Genomic DNA, 24517 nt, shown 5'->3' on the forward strand with positions numbered 1-24517 from the left:
GGAAAGAGACCGGCCACAGGGCCGGTATCGGATCAGCGGGCTCGGGAAATGCGCACTTCCGCCCCACGCCGCTTCACTTCCAGGCCTTCGGACGGCAGGATGCGCAGGCCTTCCAGCCCCTTGATGTAACTGGAGCCCTGCATCTGCATCACGCGGATTTTATTCCGCATGACGACCGGGTTGTGGACCGGCATGCCAAACATCCAGACTTCATCGAGGATGCGGGCCGAATTGAACTCGCCCGTATGCTGGGCCACCGGCCCCAGGCAGAGCATATGCCCCTCGCGGCCGAACACCGGGAACTGGCCCAGGCCACAGTCCAGCGTCCACGTCGTGCCGCCCTCGTAGCGGTGGCCGGTGTTCAGATCCCACCAGGCCTCGCCCTTGGGCAGATACACGCGCACCTTGCCGCCCGGCTCCAGTATGGGCGCCACCAGCAGGGCCGGGCCCAGCAGGTATTGCAGATCCCAGGCATGGGCGTCGGGGTCGTTCGGGAAAGACATCGCCATCGAACGCTGCACCGGCAGGCCGGTGCGCGCGGCGTCCTCGATCGCCCCCAGCACATAGGGGATAAGACGATAGCGCCATTGCATCCAGGTCTGGACGTGCGCCAGCGTCTCCGGGCCGAAAGCCCAGGGCAGCAGCCCCGGCACGCCCTGGAAGCTGAAGTTGGCGGAGAACACATTGGCGGTCAGCCAGCGCACATACAGCTCGGGGGTCATGCCCTCCAGGCTGGCCGTGGCCGACCCAAGGTTGTGCACCTGGACCGGAAGCCCGCTGGCGCCTATCGACAACGCGGTGCGCAAGGTGTGCTGCAGGCCCGCCCAATCGTTGCTCACCTGCGGCCCGGACTGCCAGGGCAGGCGCTGGGCGGCCGGAAACAGGTCGGTGCTGGGCACCACGCCCTCGGGCGGCACCTTGTGCCCCGCCACCGCGTCGAACAGGGCGCGGCGCGCCAACAGCGGGTAGATCGTGCGCAGCGCCGGGCCGGTCTCGCCGTTGCGCGCCGACACGCCGTCGGGGATGGCGATCTGGGCATTGCAGGCCGGCGTGTCCAGGCCGTCGTCGACCAATTGCCGATGGCGTTCGACCCAGAGGGCATAGGCATCGCGGTAGGTCAGGTCCAGCAGGCCGTAAGGCTGGCCTGCCGTGGCGTCATTGCCGTCAAAGACCTGCGCGCTGCCGTCGTCGCGCGTCAGCAGCCAACCGCGGTCCTCGAGCTCTTCGAAAAGCGGGGTGTGCTTGAGCACGGCCGGAAAGCCATGGCCGGCGACGTGCGCATGCAGCTTATGGAACAGCGCCAGCGTCTGGCGCGCATCCGGAAAACGCGGGGCGTCCCATTCGATGGCGGATTTATCCGCCTGGAAACCCCAGGCGGCGGGCAAGGCCAGCGTCACGGCGTCCAGCGCCACCTGCTGGGCGCGGAATTGCTCGACCAGCGCGGCCGTCTCGGCCGGCATCTGGCCCGCCGCCTGCTGCAGCCAGGCGCCCATGGCCCAGAGCACAGGCTGGCCGGCGCGGCCGGTCAGCGCGGAATACTGGTTGAGGATTTCAGCGGGGTCGCCGGCGAACAGAAACACGTCGAGCACCGGGTCATCCAGCGTCAGCACGTAGCTGTCCTCGTCCGGCGCCACGCCCACGCTATGTTCCACACGGCGCACGGTATTGGCGTAGACGCCCCAGCCGCGGGGGCTCCAGGCCAGCGGCAGGGCGCGGTGCTCGGGATCATCCGAAACCACGGATTCCTGGCGGCGGTTCAGGTCGCCCGGCGTTTCGCCCAGGCCATAGACAGCCTCGCCATCGCGCAGCGCGAAAGCCACCGTCCACACCGCTTCGTCGGCCTCGTCCAGGGCGTTATGCCCGAAAGGCGGATTGTGCGGAGACAGCGAGGAAGCGAGGACCTCGGTCTCGCCGCGATACAGGGCCAGCCGCAAGGGATCCGTGCGCAGTTCCAAGGACACGTCGCCCTGGGTGATGCGCCAGCCTTGGGCGTCGTCACGCGGCGCGATCGTCGCCTCGCCGACTGCCTCCTGGCGCGCCAGCAGCATTTCCGCCACGGCGCGCGCCCGCGCGCCGGGTTTGTCGTCCGTCAACAGACTTGCCTCGCCACCGCGCAGGCGAAAGACGCCCGGCGCATGCGCCTCGACCACTAGATGCAAGCCACCGCCTGCGTCAAAGTCAATGCGGCTGGAGCGGGATGTCAGCAACTCGATGGTATCGAGTTGGTTAGTATGAGCAAAGTCGTACTTCGGCGGCACAGAGCATCCCCCGGCTTTAGCCAAAAACCAATAAAAGTCGTTATTTTGACGGATTTGGCCCCCGAAATAAACTCGGTCCCTGTTTCGCCCTTGAAGTCGTATTTCGGCCGGGCGCCACCATCCGCCGGCAAGCGGCGTTGCGAGTACGTATTCACTCTACGCCCAGGATGGCTTTTTGAGGGCAAATCGGGAACAAAAATCCATTAACGGCTTTTAATTTTCCCTAAATAACGACATATCCCCGCTCAACGCGGGGCGATCGAGGCCAGCAAATCGGTCTCCAGCGGCAGGGGTTCGCCGCAAAGCCGCGCCGCGATCACGTCCCCCATGAGCGCCGACCAGCTCAAGCCGCGGGAAGCATAGCCGGTGGCCAGGCTGATGCCGGGAGCTTGCGGCAGCTCGCCCACCGCCGGCAGCCGGCCGGGCAACACGGCCCGCCAGCCGGCCCAGCCGGACAGGGCGTCCGGCAGCGCGACCAGTGGATCGCCCAGCAGCCCCGCCACCTTGTCCAGGTTGGCTTGCCGGCCCGCGCGGCTGATCTCGCTGGCCGACGCGCCGTGGACATAGGTGCTGCCCGCCACGCAACAACCCTCGACGGCGGGCAGGAGATACCCCTCTCCGGCGATGATGCAGTGGGGCCCGCCGCCAAGCAGCGCGGCGGGTATATGGCTGACCTCTCCTGCCAAGGCATGCATCTGCGTCAGGCGAGGCAGGCCGTCGAGCAGCCCGCTGTCCTGCAGGACGGTCCGCGCGCCCAAGGCGTTGGCCAGCACGATCTGCTCCCCTTCCGCGATAAGCTGACCCTCGGCGTCCAAGGCCTGCCAGGCGTGGGCGCCGCGGACCAGCCGGGCCACGCGCCCGGCGATGCGCGTGATCGCCGGCCGGGCCAGCAGGGCGTCGATCAGTGCCTGCGGACGCACCAGCAGGCCGTCGCCGAAGTACAGCCCGCCGCGCGCCACCGGCAGGCCCGCCAGCGCCGCGGCTTCCTCGCGCCCCACTTCGCGCACCCACTCCGGCGGCAAGGCCAGAATGCGCAGGGTTTCGGCCAGGTCCGCGGTGCGCCCCGCGTCGCGCTCCAGGTGCAGCGTACCCACCTTGCGCACGGCCGCCAGCCCCGTCCAGCGGCGCACCGCGCGCTGGCTGCCCGCGCGCGCCAACCGGGCCCGGGGATTGTCGTCGCGGGCCAGCACCGGGGTCAGGGCGGCGGCCAGATGCCCGCCATGCGCGGCGGCCGGCTCGGCCACCAGGTTGACATCCAGGCCGCGCAGGGCCAGGGCATGGGCCACGCCGGCGCCCGCCAGCCCGGCGCCGACCACAATCACGGGCTGGCGCGGCGCTTGCACGGGCCGGGGAGCATGCCTGGCCGCCCAGGCGGCGCGGCGCCCCACCGTCATGTGATGCTTGCCGCCGAACCCGGGCACGCGCTCGATTTCGAAACCGGCCTCCTGCAAGGCCCGGCGCACGGAACCGGCGCTGCTCCAGGTCGCCAGGGTGGCCTGGGCATGGCCCAGGCGCAGCAGACGGCGCAGCAGGGCCGGCTCCCACATGGCGGGATTCACCTTGGGCGCGAAGCCGTCCAGGAAAAAGGCATCCACGCAGGCCGACACACGCGGGACCATCTGCTCGATGGTGCCGAAGGCCAGGGTCAGCGTGACCGCCCCGGACTCGAACTCCAGCCGGTGCAGGCCGGGCAGCAGCGCCGGCCATTGCCCGGCCAGTTCACGCGCCAGGCCGCGCAGGGCCTGGGGCACCTGGCTCTCGCACAAGCCGCGATAGGCCTCCCGCGAAAAGGGATGCCCCTCGATGGACAGCATGTGCAAGCGGCCGCAACGCGCCGGATCCTCCCGCCAGGCCTGCCAGAGCGCCAGAAAATTGGTCCCCAGGCCGAACCCGGTTTCGCACACCGTGAAGGACTCGCGCCCGCGCCAGCGCTGCGGCAGGCCATTGCCCTGCAGAAACACGGCCCGCGCCTGGCCCAATGCATCGGTGGGGCCGTTATAGACATCGCCGTACTGGCGGCTGAACAGACGGCCGTCATCGTCCAGGTCGGTAAGCGCAGGTGTCAGAGGAATGTAAGCGGAAGACATGAAATTTGCGGACATCCAGTCCGCCCATCAGCAATGCGTTGGCCTCAAACCACGCCAAAAGATTAAATTGTCGTGAAAAAACAGCGTCCGAGTTGCCTGGGCTTACACTCGACTCATGCATAGCTCAGAGACTCTCTCCCCCAAGGCGATGCTCGATCTCGGCGCCGCCATTGACATCGCGGTGAGCGCGGCACACGCGGGCGCGGCCATCTTGCAGTCGTACGCACATCATCGCAGCGACCTCATCATCGATCACAAGGCCCGCAACGACCTCGTCTCGCAGGCCGACCGCGAAGCCGAGGCCGCCATCCTGGAAATCCTGCGCGAACGCAGCCCGGCCTTCGGTATTGTCGCCGAGGAAACCGGCGGCGCGGCCCAAGGCCCGGCGACCTGGTATATCGACCCCCTGGACGGCACCACCAACTTCCTTAGCGGCATTCCGCATTACGCCGTCTCCATCGCCCTGGTGGCGCATGCCGGCACCCAGGCCTCGCCCGGCGCGCCCCTGCAAGAAGACACGCCCGTGATCGGCGTGGTCTACGACCCCAATCGCGAAGAGCTGTTCGCCGGCGTCTACGGCATCGGCTCCTGGCTCAATGGCCGGCGCATTTCCTGCTCGCGCACGCCGCGCCTGGAAGACGCCGTGCTGGCCACCGGCTTCCCCTTCCGAGATTTCTCCTTCGCTCCCGAATACATGCCCATGCTCAACGACGCCATCTGCCGCGTGCGCGGCGTGCGCCGCATGGGCGCGGCGGCGCTGGACCTGGCCTGGGTGGCTTGCGGCCGCTATGACGGCTACTGGGAAATGGGCCTGGCGCCCTGGGATGTCGCCGCGGGCACCTTGATCGTGCGCGAAGCCGGCGGTGTCTGCCGCGATATGGACCGCCAGGACCCCTGGCCGATCGCCGGCCGGCTGGTGGCGGGCAATCCGGCCGTGTGCGAATCCTTGCACGACATGATCACGCCCCACCTGAAGCTGCCTGCCTGAAGGCGCCCGGGGCATTCCCGGGCGCGCGGGCTCATCCCCGGCCGGCCAAGACCTCGTCGCGCAGCTCACGCCGCAGGATCTTGCCCACGTTGCTCTTGGGCAGTTCATCGCGGAATATCACGGCGCGCGGACGCTTATAGCCGGTCAACCGGCTTTCGCACCATTTGAGAATGTCGGCTTCGCTGACCGAAGGATCGCGCCTGACGACATAGGCGCGCACCGCCTCGCCCGAATGCCCGTCGGGCACCCCGATCACGGCGCATTCCTGGACCCCCGGGCAAGCGGCGATGACCGCCTCCACCTCGTTCGGATAGACCTTGAAGCCCGAGACCGCGATCATGTCCTTCTTGCGGTCGACGATGCGCGTATAGCCGCGTTCGTCCATGATCCCGATGTCGCCCGTGCGGAAGAAGCCGTCGGCCGTCATGACCTGGCGGGTCTCCTCCGGCTTCTGCCAATAGCCCACCATCACCTGGGGGCCGCGTATCGCCACTTCGCCGCGTTCGCCCAGCGGCACTTCATTGCCCTGGTCGTCCAGGATGGCCACGTCGGTCGAAGGCAACGGCAGGCCGATCGACCCGGAATACGCGCTCGAATCGGTGGGATTGACGGTGGCCACCGGCGAGGTCTCCGACAGGCCATAGCCTTCGATCAAGGGATGGCCGGTGATCTGCAGCCAGCGCTCGGCCACGGAAGGCTGCACCGCCATGCCGCCGCCCAGGGTCAGGCGCAGGCCGGAGAAATCCAGGGCGGCAAAAGCCGGATTGCCGGCCAGCGCGTTGAACAAGGTGTTGACGCCCGGAAAGACATTGACCGGCGCGCGCTTCCAGGCCCCGATCAGGGCGGCCTGGTCGCGGGGATTGATAATCAGCAGATTGCGCATGCCGGCGTACATGCCGAACAGCCCGCACACCGTCAGGGCGAACACATGATAAAGCGGCAAGGCGCTGATCACCGTCATCTGCGGACCGCCCAGGTCCCCCAGCACCGGCCGCGCCATGGCGGCGACCTGCAAGACGTTGGCAACCAGATTGCCATGCGACAGCATCGCCCCCTTGGGCACGCCCGTCGTGCCGCCGGTATATTGCAGCACCGCCAGGTCGTTCATGCCCAGCGCCGGCGCCGAGAAGCCCCCGCGGGCGCCTTCCTGCAGGACGCGCAACCACGGCCACGCCCCATCCACATGCCATGCCGGCACCAGCTTCTTGATATGCCGCGCCGCGAAATTGACCAAGGGCGCCTTCAGGCCGCCCAGCAAGTCGCCGGGGCCCACCACCACCACGTGCTTGAGCGCGCCGCGATTGCCCACGGCCTGCAAGGTGGCCGCGAAGTTCTCCAGGATGACGATAGTCTCCGCGCCGCTGTCGAGCAGCTGTCGCTCCAGTTCGTCGGCCTTGTACAGCGGATTGACGTTGACCACCACCATGCCGGCCCGGAAAGTGCCCAGCAACGCCACCAGATAGGCCGGCACGTTGGGCATCATCAGGGCCACCCGGCTGCCACGGTCCAAGCCGCGGGCCTGCAGCCAGGCGGCGAAGGCCCGCGCCCATTCGTCGATCTGGCGAAAGCGGATATCGCTGCCCATGGCCGTGCAGGCGATGCGCCCGGCATGGCGTTGGCAAGCCTGGTCCAGCAGGTCGGTCAGCGAGGTATAGGGTTCGGTGGAGATCTCGGCGGGAACGCCCTGCGGATAGTGCGCGAGCCAGGGTCGCAGCATGGTGTTTGCCTCCATTTAGTTTGTTTTTTGTTTGATGATACCCTTCAAAAGTTCCTGCTCCTACATAGAGATTCCCGCATGAAGATCCTCGAACCCATCCTCGCCTGGCGCGAAGAGATCGCCGCGCTCAGGCGCGATATCCATGCGCATCCCGAACTCGCTTTCGAAGAATTCCGCACTGCCGACCTGGTGGCCCGGCGCCTGCAGGATTGGGGCATCGAAGTCGATCGCGGCCTGGGCGGCACGGGCGTGGTCGGCATCATCAAGGGCAACCAGGCGGGGCCGCGCGCCGTAGGCCTGCGCGCCGACCTGGACGCCCTGCCCATGCAGGAGGTCAACACCTTCGCGCATGCCAGCCAGCACAGCGGCAAGATGCACGCCTGCGGCCATGACGGCCACACGGCCATGCTGCTGGGCGCGGCGCGATATCTGTCCCAGCACCGGGATTTCGCCGGCACGGTCTATGTCATCTTCCAGCCCGCCGAAGAGGGCGGCGGCGGCGCCAAGCGCATGATCGACGACGGCCTGTTTACCCGCTTCCCCATGGACGCGGTGTTCGGCATGCACAACTGGCCCGGCATGCGCGCCGGCCAGTTCGGCGTCACGGCCGGCCCCATCATGGCTTCGGCCAACGAGTTCGTCATCCGCATCACCGGCAAGGGCACGCATGCCGGCATGCCCCATCTGGGGGTGGACCCGGTCATGACAGCGGTGCAATTGGCCCAGAGCCTGCAGACCATCATCACGCGCAACCGCGCGCCACTCGAAGCCGCCGTGCTGTCCATCACCCAGATCCATACCGGCAGCGCCGACAATGTCGTGCCCAACGATGCCGAGATGCGCGGCACCGTCCGGACGTTCACGCTGGAAACCCTGGACCTGATCGAGCGCCGCATGGAAGAAATCGCCCGGCATACCTGCGCGGCCATGAATTGCGACCTCGAGTTCGAGTTCATGCGCAACTATCCGCCCACCATCAATCACGCCGCCGAGACCGCCTTTGCGGTCGAGGTGATGCGCGACATCGTGGGCCGCGACAATGTCTTCGACAAGGTCACGCCCACCATGGGCGCGGAAGACTTCGCGTTCATGCTCCAGGAGAAACCCGGCTGCTATGTCTGGATAGGCAATGGCAGCGGCGACCATCGCGACGCCGGGCATGGCGCCGGCCCTTGCATGCTGCATAACGGCAGCTATGACTTCAATGATGAGCTGATCCCGCTGGGTGCCACCTACTGGAGCCAACTGGCGCTCAAGTGGCTGGCGCAGCCGGCCGCGCCTCAGACGGCCGCCTGACAGGCGGCCAGGAAACGCCGTGCCGCGCGCGAGCAGGCTTGCGCGTGCGGCACCAGGATGCTCAGTGTGCGCGTCATGGCCTCGGGCGCGATGCGCAGCGCGGCCAGGGTGCCATCCTCGTGGCGCATGGACATCACGGACACGAAACCCACGCCCAGCCCGGCGCGCACGGCCTGCTTCACGCCCTCCACGCCGGCCAGCTCCAGACCCGCCACCACGGGCAGCGCAGCCTGCTCAAAAGCCTGTTCCACCAGACGCCTGACGCCCGAGCCCGGTTCGCGCATGACCAGGGGTAGCGCCGCCAGTTCCGCCAGGGTCGCGCTGCCGCGCCGCGCCAGCGCGTGGTCGGCGCGCACGATGGCCACGACTTCGTCGCGCCGCCAGGCATGGACTTCGGTGTCGGCGGGCAGGCCGGCGGGCACCTGCCCTTCAATGAAGGCCAGGTCCAGCAGGGGCAGCCGCTCCACGATCTGGCGGGTGTTGCCATCGGACAGATGCAGACTGACCGAGGGGTAGTCCGCCCGGAACTGCGCCACCAGGGCAGGCAGCAGGTAGCTGGCCGGCGTCGTGCTGCCGCCCAGGCGCAAGGATCCGGTTTCCAGGCCGCGCCAGGCATCGCGCATGGCGCGCGCCTGCCCATAGACCTGACGCAGTTGCCGGGCGTGGGCGGCCAGGCGCTCGCCGGCCTCGGTCAGGGCGATGCCGTGCCCGCTGCGGCGATACAACGGCTCGCCAAACCATTCCTGCAACATGCGCAGCTGGCCTGACAGCGCCGGCTGGGACAGATGCAACTGCTGCGCGGCGCGGCTGATATTGCCGAGGTCGGCCACACAGGCAAAGCTCAGGAGTTGCTCGGGTGTCATAGAAACTATCGGAAATTCTTATATTACATATAGAAAATAAAGATTTTTCAGATAACTGGCAAGGCCGTAATATTTCCTCCAGTTATTTAGTTATCCCCTACCCATGTCCACCGCAGCCCTTCCCGCTCCCACTCCCTGGCGCGACAAGCTCAACGGCGTGCTTTTCGTCGCCCTCATGGCCGGCGCCGTCGTGCAACTGGCCGATATCCCCGCCATCAAGCAACTGGGCTTCTCGCCGCTGGTGGTCGGCATCGTGTGCGGCATGCTTTACGGCAACTTCCTGCGCGGCACCATGCCGGCGGACTGGGGGGTGGGCGTCAATTTCACCGCCCGGCGGCTGTTGCGCATCGCGGTGGCCTTCTACGGGCTGAACATCAGCATCCAGCAGATCATGGCCGTCGGCCTGCCCGGCCTGGCGGTCTCCGTGGCCGTGGTCGTGGGCACCCTGGTCATCGGCACCGTGGTCGGCCAGCGGCTGCTGGGGCTGGACCGCGACACCGCCATGCTGACCTCGGCCGGCAGCGCCATCTGCGGCGCCGCGGCCGTGCTCGCCTTCGAGCCCACTCTGCGCGCCGCGCCCCACAAGAGCGCCGTGGCCGTGGCCACGGTAGTGCTCTTCGGGACGCTGTCCATGTTCCTGTACCCGGTGGCCTACCACGCCGGCTGGCTCGATTTCGATACCCAGGCCCTGGGCATCTATATCGGCGGCACCATACACGAGGTCGCCCAGGTCGTCGGCGCGGCCAGCAATATCGACCCGGCCACGACCGAAGTCGCCACCATCGTGAAGATGACCCGCGTGGCCCTGCTGGTGCCGGTGCTGCTGGTGTTGGGCATGTGGCTGCGCAGCCGCAGCAGCGGCGAGTCCGCCCACGGCGGCGGCCGCCTGCCGGTGCCCTGGTTTGCGGTCGGCTTCCTCGCGCTTGCCATCGTCAACTCGCTCAATATCCTGCCCGCCGAACTCGTCACCGCCATCCGCCGCCTGGATGTCTTCGTGCTCACCATGGCCATGACGGCCCTGGGCATCGAAACCCGCTTTGCGCAAATCCGCAAGGCCGGCCCGCGCGTGCTGGCGCTGGGCTTCATTCTGTACATCTGGCTGCTGGCCGGCGGCTACGGCATCGTCAAACTGGCCGCCTGATCGCCGACCCCGGGTCCCCGTAACACGCCCGGGTCGCTTTTTTCCTGCATAATCGGTCGGTTCGCCATCAGGAGCCGGCCATGACGACCAAATCCCAGTTCACCACCCTGCCTGCCGGCCGAGAGCCCGTCTTGCGCGTCATGCCGATGCCGGCCGACGCCAACATCCATGGCGATGTGTTTGGCGGCTGGATCATGTCCCAAGTCGATATCGCGGGCTCCATCCCGGCGGCGCGCCGCGCCGCGGGACGTGTCGCTACCGTGGCCGTCAACGCCTTCCAGTTCAAGAAACCCGTTTTCGTCGGCGACCTGCTGAGCTTCTACGCCCAGGTCGTCAAGACCGGGACCACGTCCGTCACGGTCGAAGTCGAAGTCTATGCGCAGCGCCAGCGGCTGGACGCCGAAATCGTCAAAGTCACCGACGCCACGCTCACCTACGTCGCCACCGACGAGGCCCGCCGCAGCCGCCCGCTGCCCACCCTCTGAGCCCACATTCGCATGACGCAGTCCGCCGCGCAAAAGACTCCCGCGACGCCCCGCCGCCTGGATCCCGAAGACGCCCAGCACGCGCTCGAAGAAGTCCAGGAGTGCCTGCGGCGCCAGCAGGTCGTGTTCGACCTCGTGCATCGCCAGGAACAAGGCGACCGCAAGGCCGGCCTGGTCGAAGACCTGGTTCATCGGCAGCAGCAGGTGGAATTGCAGACGCTGATCAACCGCCTGCACCCGGCCGATATCGCCTTCATCCTGGAGTCCCTGCCCAAGGACGAGCGCCAGCAGGTCTGGCAGCTGGTCAGCCCCGAGCACGACGCCGATGTGCTGCTGGAGGTCGAAGACTGGGTCCGCGAGTCGCTGATCGAGGCGATGGACCGCCAGGATCTCGTGGCCGCCACCGGCAATATGGATGCCGACGAGCTGGCCGACTTGGCGCCCGACCTGCCGCCCGACGTGGTGGCCGAGGTCCAGAAGGGCCTCACCGAAGAAGAGCGCGCGCAACTGCTCGAAGCCATGGGCTATCCCGAGGACAGCGTCGGCGCCATCATGGACTTCGAGATGGTCCGCGTGCGCGAGGATGTCTCGCTGGAAGTCGTGCTGCGTTATCTCCGGCGCCTGCACGAGCTGCCCGACCACACCGACCAGATCTTCGTGGTCGACCGCCAGGACAAGCTGCAGGGCGTGCTGCCCATCGCGGTGCTGCTGGTCAGCGAACCGGAAACCGAGGTCCGCTCGGTCATGAATACCGACTACCTCACGCTGGGGCCGCTGGATTCCGATGCCGACGCCGCGGGCGCCTTCGAGCGCTACGACCTCGTGTCCGCCCCCGTCACCGACGAGCAGGGACGCCTGATCGGCCGGGTCACCATCGCCGACGTGGTGGACGTGATGCGCGAGGACTCCCAGGAGCAGGCGCTCTCCCGCGCCGGCCTGCAAGAAGAAGACATCTTCGCGCCGGTGTCCATGGCCTTGCGCAACCGCGCGCCCTGGCTGCTCTTCAATCTCTGTACGGCCGCCACGGCGTCTTTCGTGGCTTCGCGTTTCGAGGGCACGGTCAGCCATATCGTGATCCTGGCCTTCCTGATGTCCATCGTGGCCGGCATCGGCGGCAATTCCGGCAACCAGACGATGACCATGATCATCCGCGCGCTGGCGGTGGGCCGTATCACCGGACGCAATATTTGGCAGCTGGTCAAGCGCGAGATGCTGGTCACGCTCATGGTCGGCCTGTGCGGCAGCCTGGTTGCCGCGGCCTTCGCCTGGGCCATTTCGGACTCGCTGTCCATTGCCTTGGTGATGATGGCGGCCATGATCTGCAACATGCTGGTCGGTGCGGGCGTGGGCGTGCTTGTTCCCATGGTCCGAGCCCGTTTCGGCAAGGACCCCGCCATCGGCTCTTCGGTCCTGCTGACTTTCGCGACCGATTCCCTGGGTTTTTTCATCTTTCTCGGGCTGGCGACCATCTTTCTGCTGTAAAAACACGACAAGAGCCAGGGCCCGGCCGGTGTACATTTGATGCACCGATTTTGTCATCCGTTCCGTGTATTTCCGTCGTGCCCATCCCGTTTCGCCAATTCTTCGCCGCCCTTGTGCTCTGCCTGCCCGCGCTGTCCCATGCCTGTGACAGCCTGCCATCCTGGGCCCAATCCGCCTGCCAGCGCCTGGACCAGATCTGGACCGAAGGCGGCAATGATCTCTACGTGACCGGGTATTCCTGGCACAACCGCTCGATGTATAGCGCCGAGAAAATCCGCTCCTTCAATGAAAAGGCCTGGGGCGGCGGCTGGGGCCGCAGCATCTACGACGAGGACGGGGACTGGCAAGGCCTGTACGCCATCGCCTTTCTGGACTCGCACAGCAAGGTCGAGCCCATGGCGGGCTATGGCTTCCTGAAAATCGGCAAGCTCAGCGACAACTTCCGCCTGGGCGCCGGCTACACGGTGTTCCTGACCGCCCGCCACGACATCATGAGCTATGTGCCCTTCCCGGGCATCCTGCCCCTGGTCGGCGCGGGCTATAAAGACGCCATGCTCTACGCCACCTACATCCCGGGCGGCAAGGGCAACGGCAACGTGCTCTTCGTCTTCGGCCGTTGGCACTTCTGAGTGCCGGCGGGCTCAGCCGGCCGCCTGCACCAGCCTGCGCACCAGCGCGCCCAGGCGCCCATCGTCGATCCCGCTTTCGCGCAAGGCCTGCTCCGTCTGCACCACGTAGTCGAGGCAACGCCCGGACTGGCCCACCGCGCGTCGCACGGAGTCCAGCAGCAGGTCATCGGAAATGCCGCGCGCATAATCGCCGCAGCGGCGGTTAAGCAGAAACACCAGGCCGCGCACGGCGCTCTCGTCGGTCTCGCAACTCAGCCACCGGGGCACATAGGCGCCTCGCAGCATCTCGCGCGCCCACAGCATCCGGAAAGTCGGCACCACGTCCGCGGCGGCGATCCGATAGGCCACGCCCCGGCAGCAGCCGCCCCGGTCCAGGCCGAACACCAGGCCCGGGAGGTCCGGCGAGCCGCGGTGGTCATGCGACCACAGGCAAAGCGAGCGGTGATAGCCGCGCACCGTGGCCAGCCGCCTTTCCATCCAATTGAAGTTCGGCCGCCAGATGAGCGAACCGTAGGCAAACACCCAGAGATCTTCGGTGCCATTCCAGCCGAGCAGGAGGTCGTCGACTGAAGCAGGTTCGGCGCAGACTGCCGAGGAAGAGAACGTCATGGCGGGGAATGCGGGCGGCGACGGCCGTGTCAGGATGGGGGATATGCTAAGCCCGCGCCCGCGCAAATGCATTGCCACCTTGGCGGATTGGAAGCCACTGAAATAAAAATCTCATCCGCGCGCCCCGCCCTGGCTGAAAAAAAATTCTCCAGCCGGCGTTCACCCTCCGGGCAGCGGCAATTCCGTCGTACTTTTGATGACTTCCATCGAAAAACTGGCGCTGACATCCAGCAGGTCGACCGCTTCGATCAGGCGGCGGTAAAAGCGGTCGTAAGCCGCCATGTCCTCGACGACGACCTTCAGCAGATAGTCAATATCCCCCGCCATCCGATGGAATTCCACCACATTCGGCAAGGCCATCACCGCACTGATCAAGGCCTGGGTCCACTTGGCGTTGTGCTGGCTGGTCTTGATGGTGACAAAAACCGTGAGATTCAACCCCAGGGCGGCGGGATCCAGCAGGATGGCGTTGCGGGCGATGACACCATCGTCCTTGAGCTTCTGGATGCGGCGCCAGCATGGCGTCACCGACAGATTCACGTGCTCGGCGATCTCCGCCACCGACCGGGTGGCATCCTGTTGAAGCAGGCTGAGAATCTTGATGTCGGTCTGGTCCACGGCGCGTTTTTCCCCCATTAGCGTCCACACCCGGGACTGCAAGCCCGTCGCGGTGGCGGCCCCAATGTTGCCTTTTCCCCGGGGCGGCGTCCAGCCGTTGCAACCATGGGGCGCGCCCGGAAGCAGGAAAATAATTTCTAAAAACCCCTTGGGCCACCCAGGAATTGGCAAAACCTTTCTCCGCCAAGCTCCCTAGCATAGAGGCTATGACCCCTTCGACGCCCGATCTCATGCTCCAGACCGACCGCGCCTGCCCGCTGAACGACCTTTGCCGCATCGTCGATCACGCCGCGCAAAAAGCGGCCGCCAGCCTCCTGGCGGAGCTGGCCGAAGGCGTGGCGGCCGCCGATGGCATGCTGGCCTATCTGCCCGATGCGCTGCGCCAGGGCCATCCGGACCATTACACCCGCCACATCGCCTACGCGGATCCGCAGGGCCGTTTCACCATTGCCTATCTCATCTGGCGCCAGGGACAATTCAGCCCCGTGCATGGGCACAAGACCTGGTGCACCTACCGGGTGCTCCAGGGCCAGCTGAGCGAAAGCCACTACCGCTGGAACGCCCGCAGCGGGCAGGCCGAGCCGGTCGGCGGCAAGTTACGCCGGCCCGGCGAAATCGTTACCGCCATGCCCGGCCTGCAGCAAATCCATCGCCTGGGCAATGCCGAGGCGCAGACCGCGATTTCGCTGCATATCTACGGCGTGCCGCAGGCGGACATCGCCACGGGCGTGAATCTCACGGTCGATAGCGCCCTGGGCCTCAGTTCTCCAGGCTGATGTGGCTGGCCTTGATGAAGGCATCCCAGCGCTGGAATTCCCTCTTCACATAGGCGTCCAGCGCCGGGCCGTCCGAGCCCACCACTTCGAAACCCGCCTCCTCCAGCTTGCGCCGGACGTCGGCGTCCTTCAGCACCGTCTGGAAAGCCGCCGTCAGTTGCTTGATGACCGGGGCCGGTGTGCCGGCCGGCGCGAACATGCCGCTCCACGAATAAGCCACCAGGCCCGGGAAGCCGGATTCCGCCACCGTCGGCACGCCCGGCAGGTCGGGCAGGCGCTTTTCGCCGGCCACGGCCAGGGGCTTGATCTTGCCGGCCTGGATCTGGCCGCGCAGGGCGGCGAAACTCAACCAGGTCATGTCGGCCTGCCCGCCCACCACCGCTTGCACGGCCGGGCCCGCCCCGCCATAGGGCACGTGCAGCAGTTCGACCTTGGAGCGCTGCTTGAGCTCCTCCGGCGCAAGGTGGTTCAAGGAGCCGACGCCCGTGGACGCATAGTTGTATTTATTGGCCGGCTCCTTGCGGGCCGCCGCCAGAAATTCGGCCAGGTGGGCGCCCGGCACCTTGGGATTGGCCCCGATCACCAAGGGGAAGCGCACGGTCAGGCTGATCCCCGTGAAGTCCTTGAAGGTGTCATAAGGCAGGTTGGGTTTGACGGCTGGATTGATGGCGTGGTTGTCGAAACTCACCAGCAGCGTGTTGCCATCCGGCTCGGCCCGGGCCACGAAAGCCGTGGCGATCTGGCTGGCCGCGCCCGCGCGGTTTTCCACCACGACGGGACGCCCTTCCAAGGCCTGGGACAGGCGCGGCTGCATGATACGGGCCAGGATGTCGGTGCTGCCGCCCGGCGGGTAGGGCACCACGAGCACCAGCGGCCTTTGCGGGGCCGCCTGCGCGGTCACCAGGGCCGCGGCGGCGCATAGGCCGCCCACTATCTGCCTGAGCTTCATTGTTCTTCCTTGGATCTGGTCAAAGGGCTCGGCCCCCAACGCCTGCCCGCGCCCGGCGCCGCATGTTTGCCCGGGATGCGAGTAGAGCTAAGATGGTAAAGCTAACCCCGGGCCAGGAGGCAATATGCCCATTTCGATTTATCAAGCTTCGGCCCCCGTCTTCGTGCGCGGCCTGAACATTCTGGCCAGTCTGCTGGACAAGGCCGAAGCCCACGCCCAGGCCGAAGGCCTGGACCCCGCCATGCTGGTCCAGGCCAGGCTGGCCGAAGATATGTATCCGCTGTCCGGCCAGATACAGCGTGCCAGCGACACGTCCAAATTCGCCATCCAGCGGCTGAGTGGCGTGGCCGCCCCCAGTTTTCCCGACACCGAGTCCACGCTGGACGAGCTGCGCAAGCGCATCGCCGACACCATCGCCTATATCAAGAGTGTGGCGCCGGACAAATTCGATGGCGCAGAAGGACGCAGCATCAGCATCAAGCTGGGCGCGCTGCAGCCCAACTTCAATGGCCCGTCCTATCTGTTCACCTTTGCCCTGCCCAACTTCTATTTCCATGTGGCCACGGCCTACGATGTGCTGCGGCATGCCGGGGTCAAGATAGGCAAGCTCGATTACCTGGGCCCTTACGCGGCCAACTGAGTCCGCCGCGCCGGCCAGGCGCCTCAGATGCCGGTATTCAGCACATATTGCGAGCCGTCGCGGTCGGCCAGCGTCAGCGTGGTCAAGGCGGGAGTGGCCGCCGCGGCATCCTGGACCACATGGATGCGCAGATTGGCCAGCACGACGTCCCAGCCGTCCGCCTGGGCCTGGACATCGGCATCGGCCACCTGCGCCATGCGCCGGGCCAAGGCCTGGGCATCGGCCGCGCGAGCGTCGATACGCGCCAGGCGGCGCGCGCCATTGGGATGGTCCATGAACTCCGGCGCCCAGACGCACTCGGGCGTCAGGTGCCGGCAGAAATACATGCGGAAACCAGGGATGGGCTGCTCGGCAAAACGCACGGTATGGAAACGCGCCGGCATCTCGCGGCCGCCCACGCGGGCCATGCGCGTCAATTCCTGCACGGGATTGACGGCGAAACCGGCCTGCCTCAGACGTTCATAGGTTGCTTCGGCATCATCGCTGCGGAACACCAGGGCTTCCAGCCCCAGCGGCGAGTCGGCGATTTCCTTGCGCGCCGGCGGCGCGCCCGGCGGCCAGCCGAGCAGCTCGATATAGGTATCGTCCAGAACGATGAGCTGGTTGCACGAACCGAGGTTGTGCACCGCCTTGTCGCTCAGCCGGAAGCCCTGGCGCTCATAATGCGGCGCGAGCGCTTCCAGGCGGTCGCGCACCATGATGACCGCATGATCGAATGCCGTCGGGCCGCGCTGCATATCAGGTCAGCTTGCCGTGGCACTGCTTGTACTTCTTGCCGCTGCCGCAAGGGCAAGGATCGTTGCGGCCCACCTTGGGCACGACGTTGCGCACCGGCTCCTGGCCCGCGGGCGCATCGCTGGCAAGCGCTTCGTCGTAGTCAGAATGGTGGTACTGGACGTTCTGCACATGCGGTTGCGCCGCTTCGGCCTCGGCCTGCTCGACCTGTTCGGTCGACTGCACGCGCACCGTCATGACCACGCGCACGACATCGTCGCGGATGCGGTCCAACATGCCCGAGAAGAGCTCGAACGCCTCGCGCTTGTATTCCTGCTTGGGATTCTTCTGGGCGTAGCCGCGCAGATGAATGCCTTGGCGCAGGTAGTCCAGCGCCGACAGATGCTCGCGCCAATGCGTGTCGATGGCCTGGAGCATGATGGAACGCTCGAACTGGGCCCAGGACTCCGCCCCAACGAGTTCGACCTTGGCGCGGTGCACGTCGCGGGCGGCCTGCAGCACGCGCTCAAGCAGTTCTTCGTCGGTCAGGTTGGGCTCGGACTGCACCATCTCGGCCAACGGCAGCTGCAATTGCCAATCGCCCGCCAAGGCCTTCTGCAGCCCGGGGATATCCCACTGTTCCTCGACCGACTCGGCCGGCACGAAGGAACGGAACACTTCGGTCACGGCCGCGTCGCGCAGGCTTTCGACCGAGGCGCCGATGGAGCTTGCCTCCAGCACCTCGTTGCGCTGCGCGTAGAGCACCTTGCGCTGGTCGTTGGCGACATCGTCATACTCGAGCAGCTGCTTGCGGATGTCGAAGTTGCGGCCTTCGACCTTGCGCTGGGCGGTCTCGATGGAGCGGGTCACCATGCCCGCCTCGATGGGTTCGCCCTCGGGCAGTTTCAGGCGCTCCATGATGGCGCGCACGCGGTCGCCGGCGAAGATGCGCATCAGCGGATCTTCCAGCGACAGATAAAAACGCGAAGAACCCGGATCGCCCTGGCGGCCGGCACGGCCGCGCAGCTGGTTGTCGATACGGCGCGACTCGTGCCGCTCGGTGCCGATGATGCGCAGGCCGCCGGCGGCCTTGACGCGCTCGTTCAGCGGCTTCCATTCCTGGCGCACCTTCTCGATACGGGAGGTCTTTTCCGCCTCGCTGAGCGATTCGTCGGCATGGATCAGGTCGATCTGCTTGTCGACGCTGCCGCCCAGAACGATGTCGGTGCCGCGGCCGGCCATATTGGTGGCGATGGTGATATGGCCCGGCTTGCCGGCCTCTGCCACGATCTCGGCTTCGCGGGCATGCTGCTTGGCATTGAGCACCTCATGCGGCAGCTTGGCCTGCTTCAGCAGGCCGGAGAGCAGCTCCGAGTTCTCGATGCTGGTGGTCCCCACCAGCACGGGCTGGCCGCGCTCATGGCAGTCGCGGATGTCGTTGAGGATGGCGTTGTACTTCTCTTGGTTGGTCTTGAAGACCTGGTCGTTCTGGTCCTTGCGCTGCATCGGCTTGTTGGTCGGGATGATGACCGTTTCCAGGGTGTAGATTTCCTGGAATTCATAAGCCTCGGTGTCAGCGGTACCCGTCATGCCCGAGAGCTTCTCGTACATGCGGAAATAGTTCTGGAAGGTGATGGACGCCAGCGTCTGGTTCTCATGCTGGATCTTGACGCCCTCCTTGGCTTCGACGGCCTGGTGCAGGCCATCGGACCAGCGGCGGCCCACCATGAGGCGACCGGTGAACTCGTCGACGATGACGACTTCGCCGTCCTGGATCACATACTGCTGGTCGCGGAAGAACAGCGTGTGCGCGCGCAGCGCCACCATCAGGTGGTGCATCAGGGCGATATGCCGCGGGTCGTATAGCGATTCGCCCTCGGGCAGCAGGCCGACCCGCGAAAGAATCTTCTCGGCGCTCTCGTGGCCGGATTCAGACAGATAGACCTGCTGGCTCTTTTCGTCGACCCAGTAGTCGCCTTCGGGCTCGGGCTCATGCGGCTTGGGCTCGCCGGCCATGCGCTTGAGCAGCGGCGGCACGGCATTCATGCGCACATAAAGCTCGGTATGGTCTTCGGCCTGCCCGGAGATGATCAACGGCGTGCGCGCTTCGTCGATCAGGATGGAGTCCACTTCGTCGACGATGGCGTAGTTCAGCCCGCGCTGGCGCCGGTCCTCGACGCGATACTCCATGTTGTCGCGCAGGTAATCGAAACCGAATTCGTTATTGGTGCCGTACGTGATGTCGGCCCGGTAGGCAGCGATCTTTTCTTCGTTGGGCTGCTGCGGCACGACCACCCCGGTGCTCATGCCCAGATAGCGGTACAGGCGCCCCATCCACTCGGCGTCGCGGCGGGCCAGGTAATCGTTGACCGTCACCACGTGCACACCCTTGCCCGCGATGGCGTTCAGGTAGACGGGCAAGGTGGCCATGAGCGTCTTGCCTTCACCGGTGCGCATTTCGGCGATCTTGCCGTTGTGCAGCGCTATGCCGCCCAGCAGCTGGACGTCGAAGTGGCGCATGCCGAACACACGCTTGCCCGCCTCGCGCACGACGGCGAAAGCCTCGGGCAGCAAGTCATCCAGCGAGCTGCCCTTGGCGTGGCGGTCACGGAATTCCTGCGTCTTGGCCTGCAGCGCCTCGTCGGAGAGGGTGGCGATCTGGGGCTCAAGATTGTTGATCTGGACGACCAACTTGCGGTACTGCTTGAGCAGCCGGTCGTTGCGGCTGCCGATGAGTTTTTTGAGCAGAGAAACCATGCGTGTCGTGGACGGCCACGGGGCGCGGCACCCGCAAGCTACGCGGCGGCCACGCCCATGCCGATATTATCTGTGTATGGTTAAGCGGGAGCCCCCGCTAGGAAACAATCCAGTTTAACGCACTGGAGCGCTGCCGCGAACGCGGCCGAGCATCTCAGGGAGCAGCGGGGGTGGCGGCGCCCTTGCCCTGCTGGGCTTGGGCCACGACGGGCGCGACGGGATTCTGCGATCCCAGGAAGAGACGCGGATCCAGCGGCTGGCCCGCCAGGCGCACCTCGAAGTGCAGGTGCGGGCCGGTGGAGCGGCCCGACGAGCCGACGCGGGCCACTTCCTGGCCGCGCTCGACCACGTCGCCGGCCTTGACCAGTAGACGCGAGGCATGGGCATAACGGGTGATCAGGCCATTGCCGTGATCGATCTCGACCATGTTGCCGTAGCCGGGCTGGCCCTTGGCCAGCAGCACCACGCCGCCGGAGGCCGCCAGGATGGGCGTGCCGGGCGGGGCGGAGAAGTCCAGCCCTTCGTGCATGGCATAGCGCCCCGTCACGGGGTTGCGCCGCCAGCCGTAGGAAGAGCTCAGATAGGGATAATCCTTGATGGGCATGGCCGTCGGCACGCGGGCCTGCTCGGCCGAATGGCTGGTCAGCGCCGCATCCAGCAGCTTGAGGTTGTCGGCCTGCTCGGCCATGCGCGCCTGGATATCATCCAGCTGGCGGCCCAGGGCCTCGGCCGACTCGGGCGTGGGCGGCTGGCGATCGGTGAACAGATCGTCCATGACATGGGTGGCTTCTTCGAGCGGGGCCGGGGCGGCGGCCTCGCCGCCCGTATATTGCAGGCCGGCGATCTCGGCCACACGGCGCCCCAGGCCGTCTATGCTGACGAGCTTGGCCTGCAACATGCCCACCTTGGAGGCCAGCATATTGACGTTTTCGCGCAGGAAATCGGCATCGCGGTTGGCTTGCGAGCGCGCATACGAAGGCCAATCCACGGTGTAGGGCGAGGCCGACGCGCCGAACAACAAGCGCTGCATACCCGCGCCGAACATGGCGGCCGCCAGCAAGGCCAGCCCCATGAGCAAGGCCAGACGCCCACCGCCGACGGTGAAATGCCGGTCCTGCCCAGCCCGGGCATGCATAATCACTACCTTCAAGGTTGCATCCTATTATTATTGAACGGCATGAATAGACAACCTTCATCCCGCTCGCGTTCCTCGACCAGCAAGCCCGGCGAACGTACCGCTCTGGGCTGGCTGGGTCACGATATGCGCGGCGCCGGCGTCCTGGCGACGGCGCGGGCGCATTTGCAGATCCAGCAGGCGGTGGCAGCGGTGCTGCCGCCGGCATTGGGCGCGGTCTGCGTGGTCGCCAAGCTGGAAAATCAACGTTTGCAGCTGGCGGTCCCTGGGCCGGCGCATGCGGCCAAATTGCGTCAGATGGCCCCGCGCATCGCGCAGACACTTTCCTCGCAAGGCTGGAACCTTAACGAAATTAGCGTTCGCATTCAAGCCGGGATGCCGCGCCCTGGACAACGCGCACCCCGTCCCCCGAAAGAAGCGGTACCGCTGGGCGATGTGGCCCTCAAGGCGTTTGAAGACCTGCAGCAGCACCTGAGCCCGGGGCCCCTGGCGGATGCCGTGTCCAAGTTGCTACGTCACCATAAAGCCAAGGGCTGATACGTCCCTCGCGCCAATCCTCGGACTACGGGCGAGCTCCCTGGACGGAGGCATCGGGGTTCAAGGAATGGTTGATGGCGCGATTGGCGTCATCGACCATGCCATCGAACTCGCTGAAGAAGCGATTGACCGCCCTGGGCGCGTCCGCGATGCGTATGCCGCCTGCGGTATCGCCGGCCGCGCAAGCACTCAATAGGACGGTCAAAAGCCAAGGCCAGGACAGGCGCAGCATGATGCCCCCTCAAAAGCCAAGGGCCCTTGACGGGCCCCTGGTGCCGAGCCGCCGGGGCCCGGATGGAACGGAAAGCCGGCTCAGGCCAGCTTCCATTCGTGACGGAAGGCCTGCGGCGCCTCCGCCTGCGATTCATAGGTCACCAGTTCCCAGGCGTCTTGCTGCTGGAGCAGGGCGCGGGCCAGCTGGTTGTTCAGCGCGTGGCCGGATTTCTGCGCCACATAGCGCGCCACCAGCGGCTTGCCCAGCAGATAGAGGTCGCCGATGGCATCGAGGATCTTGTGCTTGACGAACTCGTCGTCGTAGCGCAGCCCGTCGCTGTTCAGGACGCGGTATTCGTCCATCACGATGGCGTTGTCCAGGCTGCCGCCGCGCGCCAGGCCCATGGAGCGCAGGGCCTCGACTTCATTGACGAAGCCGAAGGTACGGGCGCGGGCGATCTCGCGCACATACGAATGGGTGGCGAAATCGATCTCCGCGAAATTGGCGGTCGAATCGATGGCCGGATGGCGGAAATCGATGGAAAAGGCCAGCGCGAAGCCTTCATGCGGCTCCAGGCGGGCCCATTTTTCGTTGCGGCCCTCGCCCTCGCGCACCTCGATGGGCTTGAGCACGCGGATGAATTGCTTGGGCGCGTTCTGTTCGACGATGCCGGCCGAGCGCAGCAGATACACGAAGGTGGCGGCGCTGCCGTCCATGATCGGCACTTCTTCGGCCGTCAGATCGACATGGAGGTTGTCGATGCCCAGGCCCGCCAGGGCGGACATCAGGTGCTCGACGGTGGAGACGCGCACATTGCCCTGCTGCAGGACCGAAGCCATGCGGGTATCGCCCACCCCAGTCGCCTGAGCGGGAAGATCGACCACTTGAGGCAGGTCGACGCGGTGGAACACGATGCCCGTGTTGGGCTGCGCGGGGCGCAGCGTCAGCTCGACCCGCCGTCCGGAGTGGACGCCGACGCCAGTCGTGCGGACGAGATTTTGTATGGTGCGCTGTCGAAACATAATTGGTGCTTTTATGACCAGCCGGCCGGAGCGGTCTTCCCAATATCAGGAATAGGAATACCCTCGGCTTGATAGTTCCATTGTAACCCCGTGGACAAACCCATGCCACGCAAATGCAACAATATACGTCTCAGATCCGCCCCTAAATTTCGGGCGGCAAAGCTCCTGCGCCCGTCCGCCCTGGGGAGGGAGCGGACGGGCGTTGAGGGAGTGCCGCGCCCGTGGCGGAACGGGCGCCGCGACGCTTAGTCGGCCTGCTTGCGCAGGAAGGCCGGGATATCGAAGTGATCCATCCCCGAGCTTTCCAGCGCGCGCACCTGGGCCGAAGCCTGCGAACGCGGATTGCGCATCACCGACGGCATGTCCAGGCCGCGGTAGTCGCCGTTCTGGCCGGCCAGCATGCCACCCATCGGCATGTTGTCGGTGCCGGTGCGCAGTTCTTCGGCAGCCGACTGCACCAGTTGCGGACGCGCGGCGGCGCGGCCCAGGCCGGTCGCCACGACGGTCACGCGCAGGTTCTCGCCCATGGTCTCGTCATAGGCGGTACCGAAGATCACGGTGGCGTCTTCCGAAGCGTAGCTGCGGATGGTCTCCATGATCTCGCGCGTTTCGCGCATCTTCAGCGAGCGGCTGGACGTGATGTTGACCAGCACGCCGCGGGCGCCGTTCAGGTCCACGCCTTCGAGCAGCGGGCAGGCGATCGCCTTTTCGGCCGCCACGCGGGCGCGGTCGGCGCCGCTGGCGGTAGCCGTGCCCATCATGGCCTGGCCCTGCTCGCCCATGATGGTCTTCACGTCTTCGAAGTCGACGTTCACATTGCCTTCGACATTGATGATCTCGGCAATGCCGGCGCAGGCGTTGTGCAGGATGTCGTCGGCCGACTTGAAGCAGTCCTCCTGGGTCGCGTCCTCGTCCATGAGCTCATACAGGTTCTCGTTGAGGACCACGATGAGCGAATGGACATGCTTGCCCAGTTCGGCAATGCCTTCTTCAGCCATCTTCAGGCGCTTGTTGCCCTCGAAGCTGAACGGCTTGGTCACGACGCCGACCGTCAGGATGCCCAGTTCCTTGGCGACTTCCGCCACCACCGGACCCGCGCCGGTGCCGGTGCCGCCGCCCATGCCCGCGGTGATGAACACCATGTGGGCGCCGTTGAGCGCGGAACGGATCTCCTCGCGAGCCGTTTCGGCGGCCGCGCGGCCCTGCTCGGGCTTGGCGCCCGCGCCCAGGCCGGTGCGGCCCAGGCGGATCTGCACCGGGGCGTTGGTCGCCGCCAGCGCCTGGGCGTCAGTGTTGGCGCAAATGAAATCGACGCCGCTGACACCGCTGCGAATCATATGCGCGACGGCATTGCCGCCCGCACCACCAACACCAACGACCTTTATGACGGTCCCTTTGGTGTTGTTCTCAAGCATCTCAAAGTTCATCATGATGACTCCCTCACAAGTCCGATTTCCAAAAGCCGAAAATCCCCAACAACCTGTTTTCAATCGCCTCAATTCCGCAGCCGACTGGCTATCAATCCGCTACGGAGTTGAAACGCTCCCTCTTTCGCCACCGGCCCCAGGCTGCACGGCCGTTGACGAGGAATGGGCCCGCC

22 protein-coding genes are annotated in these 24517 nt (G+C 66.1%); 9 read left to right on the forward strand and 13 right to left on the reverse strand.

Annotated elements, in window-relative coordinates:
- Positions 1-32: 32 nt before the first annotated feature.
- Both AXA74_RS05360 and mnmC read right to left on the reverse strand, forming a co-directional pair.
- The gene (locus AXA74_RS05360) at positions 33-2258 is read right to left on the reverse strand and encodes a glycoside hydrolase family 31 protein (RefSeq protein WP_032979170.1); all 2226 of its coding nucleotides are present in this window, start codon (positions 2256-2258) and stop codon (positions 33-35) included.
- Positions 2259-2503: 245 nt separating this feature from the next.
- Positions 2504-4345 carry an FAD-dependent 5-carboxymethylaminomethyl-2-thiouridine(34) oxidoreductase MnmC gene (gene mnmC, locus AXA74_RS05365; RefSeq protein WP_126623623.1) on the reverse strand — a complete coding sequence of 614 codons (1842 nt, stop codon included), beginning with the start codon at positions 4343-4345 and terminating at the stop codon, positions 2504-2506.
- Positions 4346-4460: 115 nt separating this feature from the next.
- On the opposite strand from mnmC, the gene AXA74_RS05370 reads away from it, so the two are divergent.
- Positions 4461-5333 carry an inositol monophosphatase family protein gene (locus AXA74_RS05370; RefSeq protein ID WP_029578522.1) on the forward strand — a complete coding sequence of 291 codons (873 nt, stop codon included), beginning with the start codon at positions 4461-4463 and terminating at the stop codon, positions 5331-5333.
- 31 nt (positions 5334-5364) lie between these two features.
- On the opposite strand, the gene AXA74_RS05375 is transcribed toward AXA74_RS05370, so the two are convergent.
- A complete protein-coding gene (locus AXA74_RS05375) occupies positions 5365-7050 on the reverse strand; it encodes an AMP-binding protein (RefSeq protein ID WP_185844225.1) in 1686 nt (561 codons plus the stop codon).
- Between the two features lie 78 nt (positions 7051-7128).
- On the opposite strand from AXA74_RS05375, the gene AXA74_RS05380 reads away from it, so the two are divergent.
- On the forward strand, positions 7129-8346 hold the full coding sequence (locus tag AXA74_RS05380; protein WP_029578520.1) for a M20 aminoacylase family protein: 1218 nt from the start codon (positions 7129-7131) through the stop codon (positions 8344-8346).
- On the opposite strand, the gene AXA74_RS05385 is transcribed toward AXA74_RS05380, so the two are convergent.
- Entirely contained in the window at positions 8331-9209 is an 879-nt protein-coding gene (locus AXA74_RS05385) for a LysR family transcriptional regulator (protein WP_029578519.1), read from the reverse strand. The two genes, AXA74_RS05380 and AXA74_RS05385, sit on opposite strands and share 16 nt — an antisense overlap.
- Positions 9210-9312: 103 nt before the next feature.
- Here AXA74_RS05385 and AXA74_RS05390 point away from each other — a divergent pair, with 103 nt between their 5' ends.
- The 4 genes from AXA74_RS05390 to pagP all read left to right on the forward strand — a co-directional run bounded on the left by AXA74_RS05390 (position 9313) and on the right by pagP (position 12946).
- A complete protein-coding gene (locus tag AXA74_RS05390) occupies positions 9313-10350 on the forward strand; it encodes a YeiH family protein (protein ID WP_029578518.1) in 1038 nt (345 codons plus the stop codon).
- An 80-nt stretch (positions 10351-10430) separates the two neighbouring features.
- On the forward strand, positions 10431-10835 hold the full coding sequence (locus AXA74_RS05395; RefSeq protein ID WP_029578517.1) for an acyl-CoA thioesterase: 405 nt from the start codon (positions 10431-10433) through the stop codon (positions 10833-10835).
- Between the two features lie 12 nt (positions 10836-10847).
- Complete coding sequence (mgtE, locus tag AXA74_RS05400) at positions 10848-12317, forward strand: magnesium transporter (RefSeq protein ID WP_029578516.1); 1470 nt, start codon at positions 10848-10850, stop codon at positions 12315-12317.
- Between the two features lie 83 nt (positions 12318-12400).
- Entirely contained in the window at positions 12401-12946 is a 546-nt protein-coding gene (gene pagP / locus AXA74_RS05405) for a lipid IV(A) palmitoyltransferase PagP (protein ID WP_032959640.1), read from the forward strand.
- A 12-nt stretch (positions 12947-12958) separates the two neighbouring features.
- Here the strand turns inward: pagP and AXA74_RS05410 are convergent, their stop codons facing one another.
- Both AXA74_RS05410 and AXA74_RS05415 read right to left on the reverse strand, forming a co-directional pair.
- The gene (locus AXA74_RS05410; RefSeq protein ID WP_029578514.1) at positions 12959-13555 is read right to left on the reverse strand and encodes a gamma-glutamylcyclotransferase; all 597 of its coding nucleotides are present in this window, start codon (positions 13553-13555) and stop codon (positions 12959-12961) included.
- A gap of 159 nt (positions 13556-13714) precedes the next feature.
- A complete protein-coding gene (locus AXA74_RS05415) occupies positions 13715-14173 on the reverse strand; it encodes an Lrp/AsnC family transcriptional regulator (RefSeq protein WP_032959639.1) in 459 nt (152 codons plus the stop codon).
- Between the two features lie 206 nt (positions 14174-14379).
- Here AXA74_RS05415 and AXA74_RS05420 point away from each other — a divergent pair, with 206 nt between their 5' ends.
- On the forward strand, positions 14380-14949 hold the full coding sequence (locus AXA74_RS05420; RefSeq protein WP_230588833.1) for a cysteine dioxygenase family protein: 570 nt from the start codon (positions 14380-14382) through the stop codon (positions 14947-14949).
- Here AXA74_RS05420 and AXA74_RS05425 read toward each other — a convergent pair.
- Positions 14933-15898 carry a tripartite tricarboxylate transporter substrate binding protein gene (locus tag AXA74_RS05425; protein ID WP_029578511.1) on the reverse strand — a complete coding sequence of 322 codons (966 nt, stop codon included), beginning with the start codon at positions 15896-15898 and terminating at the stop codon, positions 14933-14935. The two genes, AXA74_RS05420 and AXA74_RS05425, sit on opposite strands and share 17 nt — an antisense overlap.
- Before the next feature lie 124 nt (positions 15899-16022).
- Between AXA74_RS05425 and AXA74_RS05430 the strand changes: the two genes are divergently transcribed.
- On the forward strand, positions 16023-16538 hold the full coding sequence (locus AXA74_RS05430; RefSeq protein WP_029578510.1) for a DUF1993 domain-containing protein: 516 nt from the start codon (positions 16023-16025) through the stop codon (positions 16536-16538).
- 23 nt (positions 16539-16561) lie between these two features.
- On the opposite strand, the gene AXA74_RS05435 is transcribed toward AXA74_RS05430, so the two are convergent.
- From AXA74_RS05435 to AXA74_RS05445, 3 genes are all read right to left on the reverse strand, one after another.
- A complete protein-coding gene (locus tag AXA74_RS05435; RefSeq protein ID WP_032956915.1) occupies positions 16562-17275 on the reverse strand; it encodes a VOC family protein in 714 nt (237 codons plus the stop codon).
- A gap of 1 nt (position 17276) precedes the next feature.
- On the reverse strand, positions 17277-20009 hold the full coding sequence (gene secA, locus AXA74_RS05440) for a preprotein translocase subunit SecA (protein ID WP_032979173.1): 2733 nt from the start codon (positions 20007-20009) through the stop codon (positions 17277-17279).
- A 154-nt stretch (positions 20010-20163) separates the two neighbouring features.
- The gene (locus AXA74_RS05445) at positions 20164-21144 is read right to left on the reverse strand and encodes a M23 family metallopeptidase (RefSeq protein ID WP_029578507.1); all 981 of its coding nucleotides are present in this window, start codon (positions 21142-21144) and stop codon (positions 20164-20166) included.
- A 126-nt stretch (positions 21145-21270) separates the two neighbouring features.
- Here AXA74_RS05445 and AXA74_RS05450 point away from each other — a divergent pair, with 126 nt between their 5' ends.
- The gene (locus AXA74_RS05450) at positions 21271-21681 is read left to right on the forward strand and encodes a flagellar hook-length control protein FliK (protein ID WP_029578506.1); all 411 of its coding nucleotides are present in this window, start codon (positions 21271-21273) and stop codon (positions 21679-21681) included.
- Between the two features lie 25 nt (positions 21682-21706).
- On the opposite strand, the gene AXA74_RS05455 is transcribed toward AXA74_RS05450, so the two are convergent.
- From AXA74_RS05455 to ftsZ, 3 genes are all read right to left on the reverse strand, one after another.
- Positions 21707-21913: a hypothetical protein gene (locus AXA74_RS05455; RefSeq protein WP_029578505.1), complete on the reverse strand. Its 207-nt coding sequence runs from the start codon at positions 21911-21913 to the stop codon at positions 21707-21709.
- 80 nt (positions 21914-21993) lie between these two features.
- Positions 21994-22917, reverse strand: coding sequence for a UDP-3-O-acyl-N-acetylglucosamine deacetylase (gene lpxC, locus AXA74_RS05460; RefSeq protein ID WP_029578504.1), 924 nt, complete (start codon positions 22915-22917; stop codon positions 21994-21996).
- Between the two features lie 245 nt (positions 22918-23162).
- Positions 23163-24347, reverse strand: a complete 1185-nt coding sequence (gene ftsZ / locus AXA74_RS05465; protein WP_032956911.1) for a cell division protein FtsZ — start codon at positions 24345-24347, stop codon at positions 23163-23165.
- Between the last annotated feature and the right edge of the window lie 170 nt (positions 24348-24517).

The sequence above is a fragment of the Bordetella hinzii LMG 13501 genome, from assembly GCF_001548475.1.
GTDB lineage: Bacteria > Pseudomonadota > Gammaproteobacteria > Burkholderiales > Burkholderiaceae_B > Bordetella > Bordetella hinzii.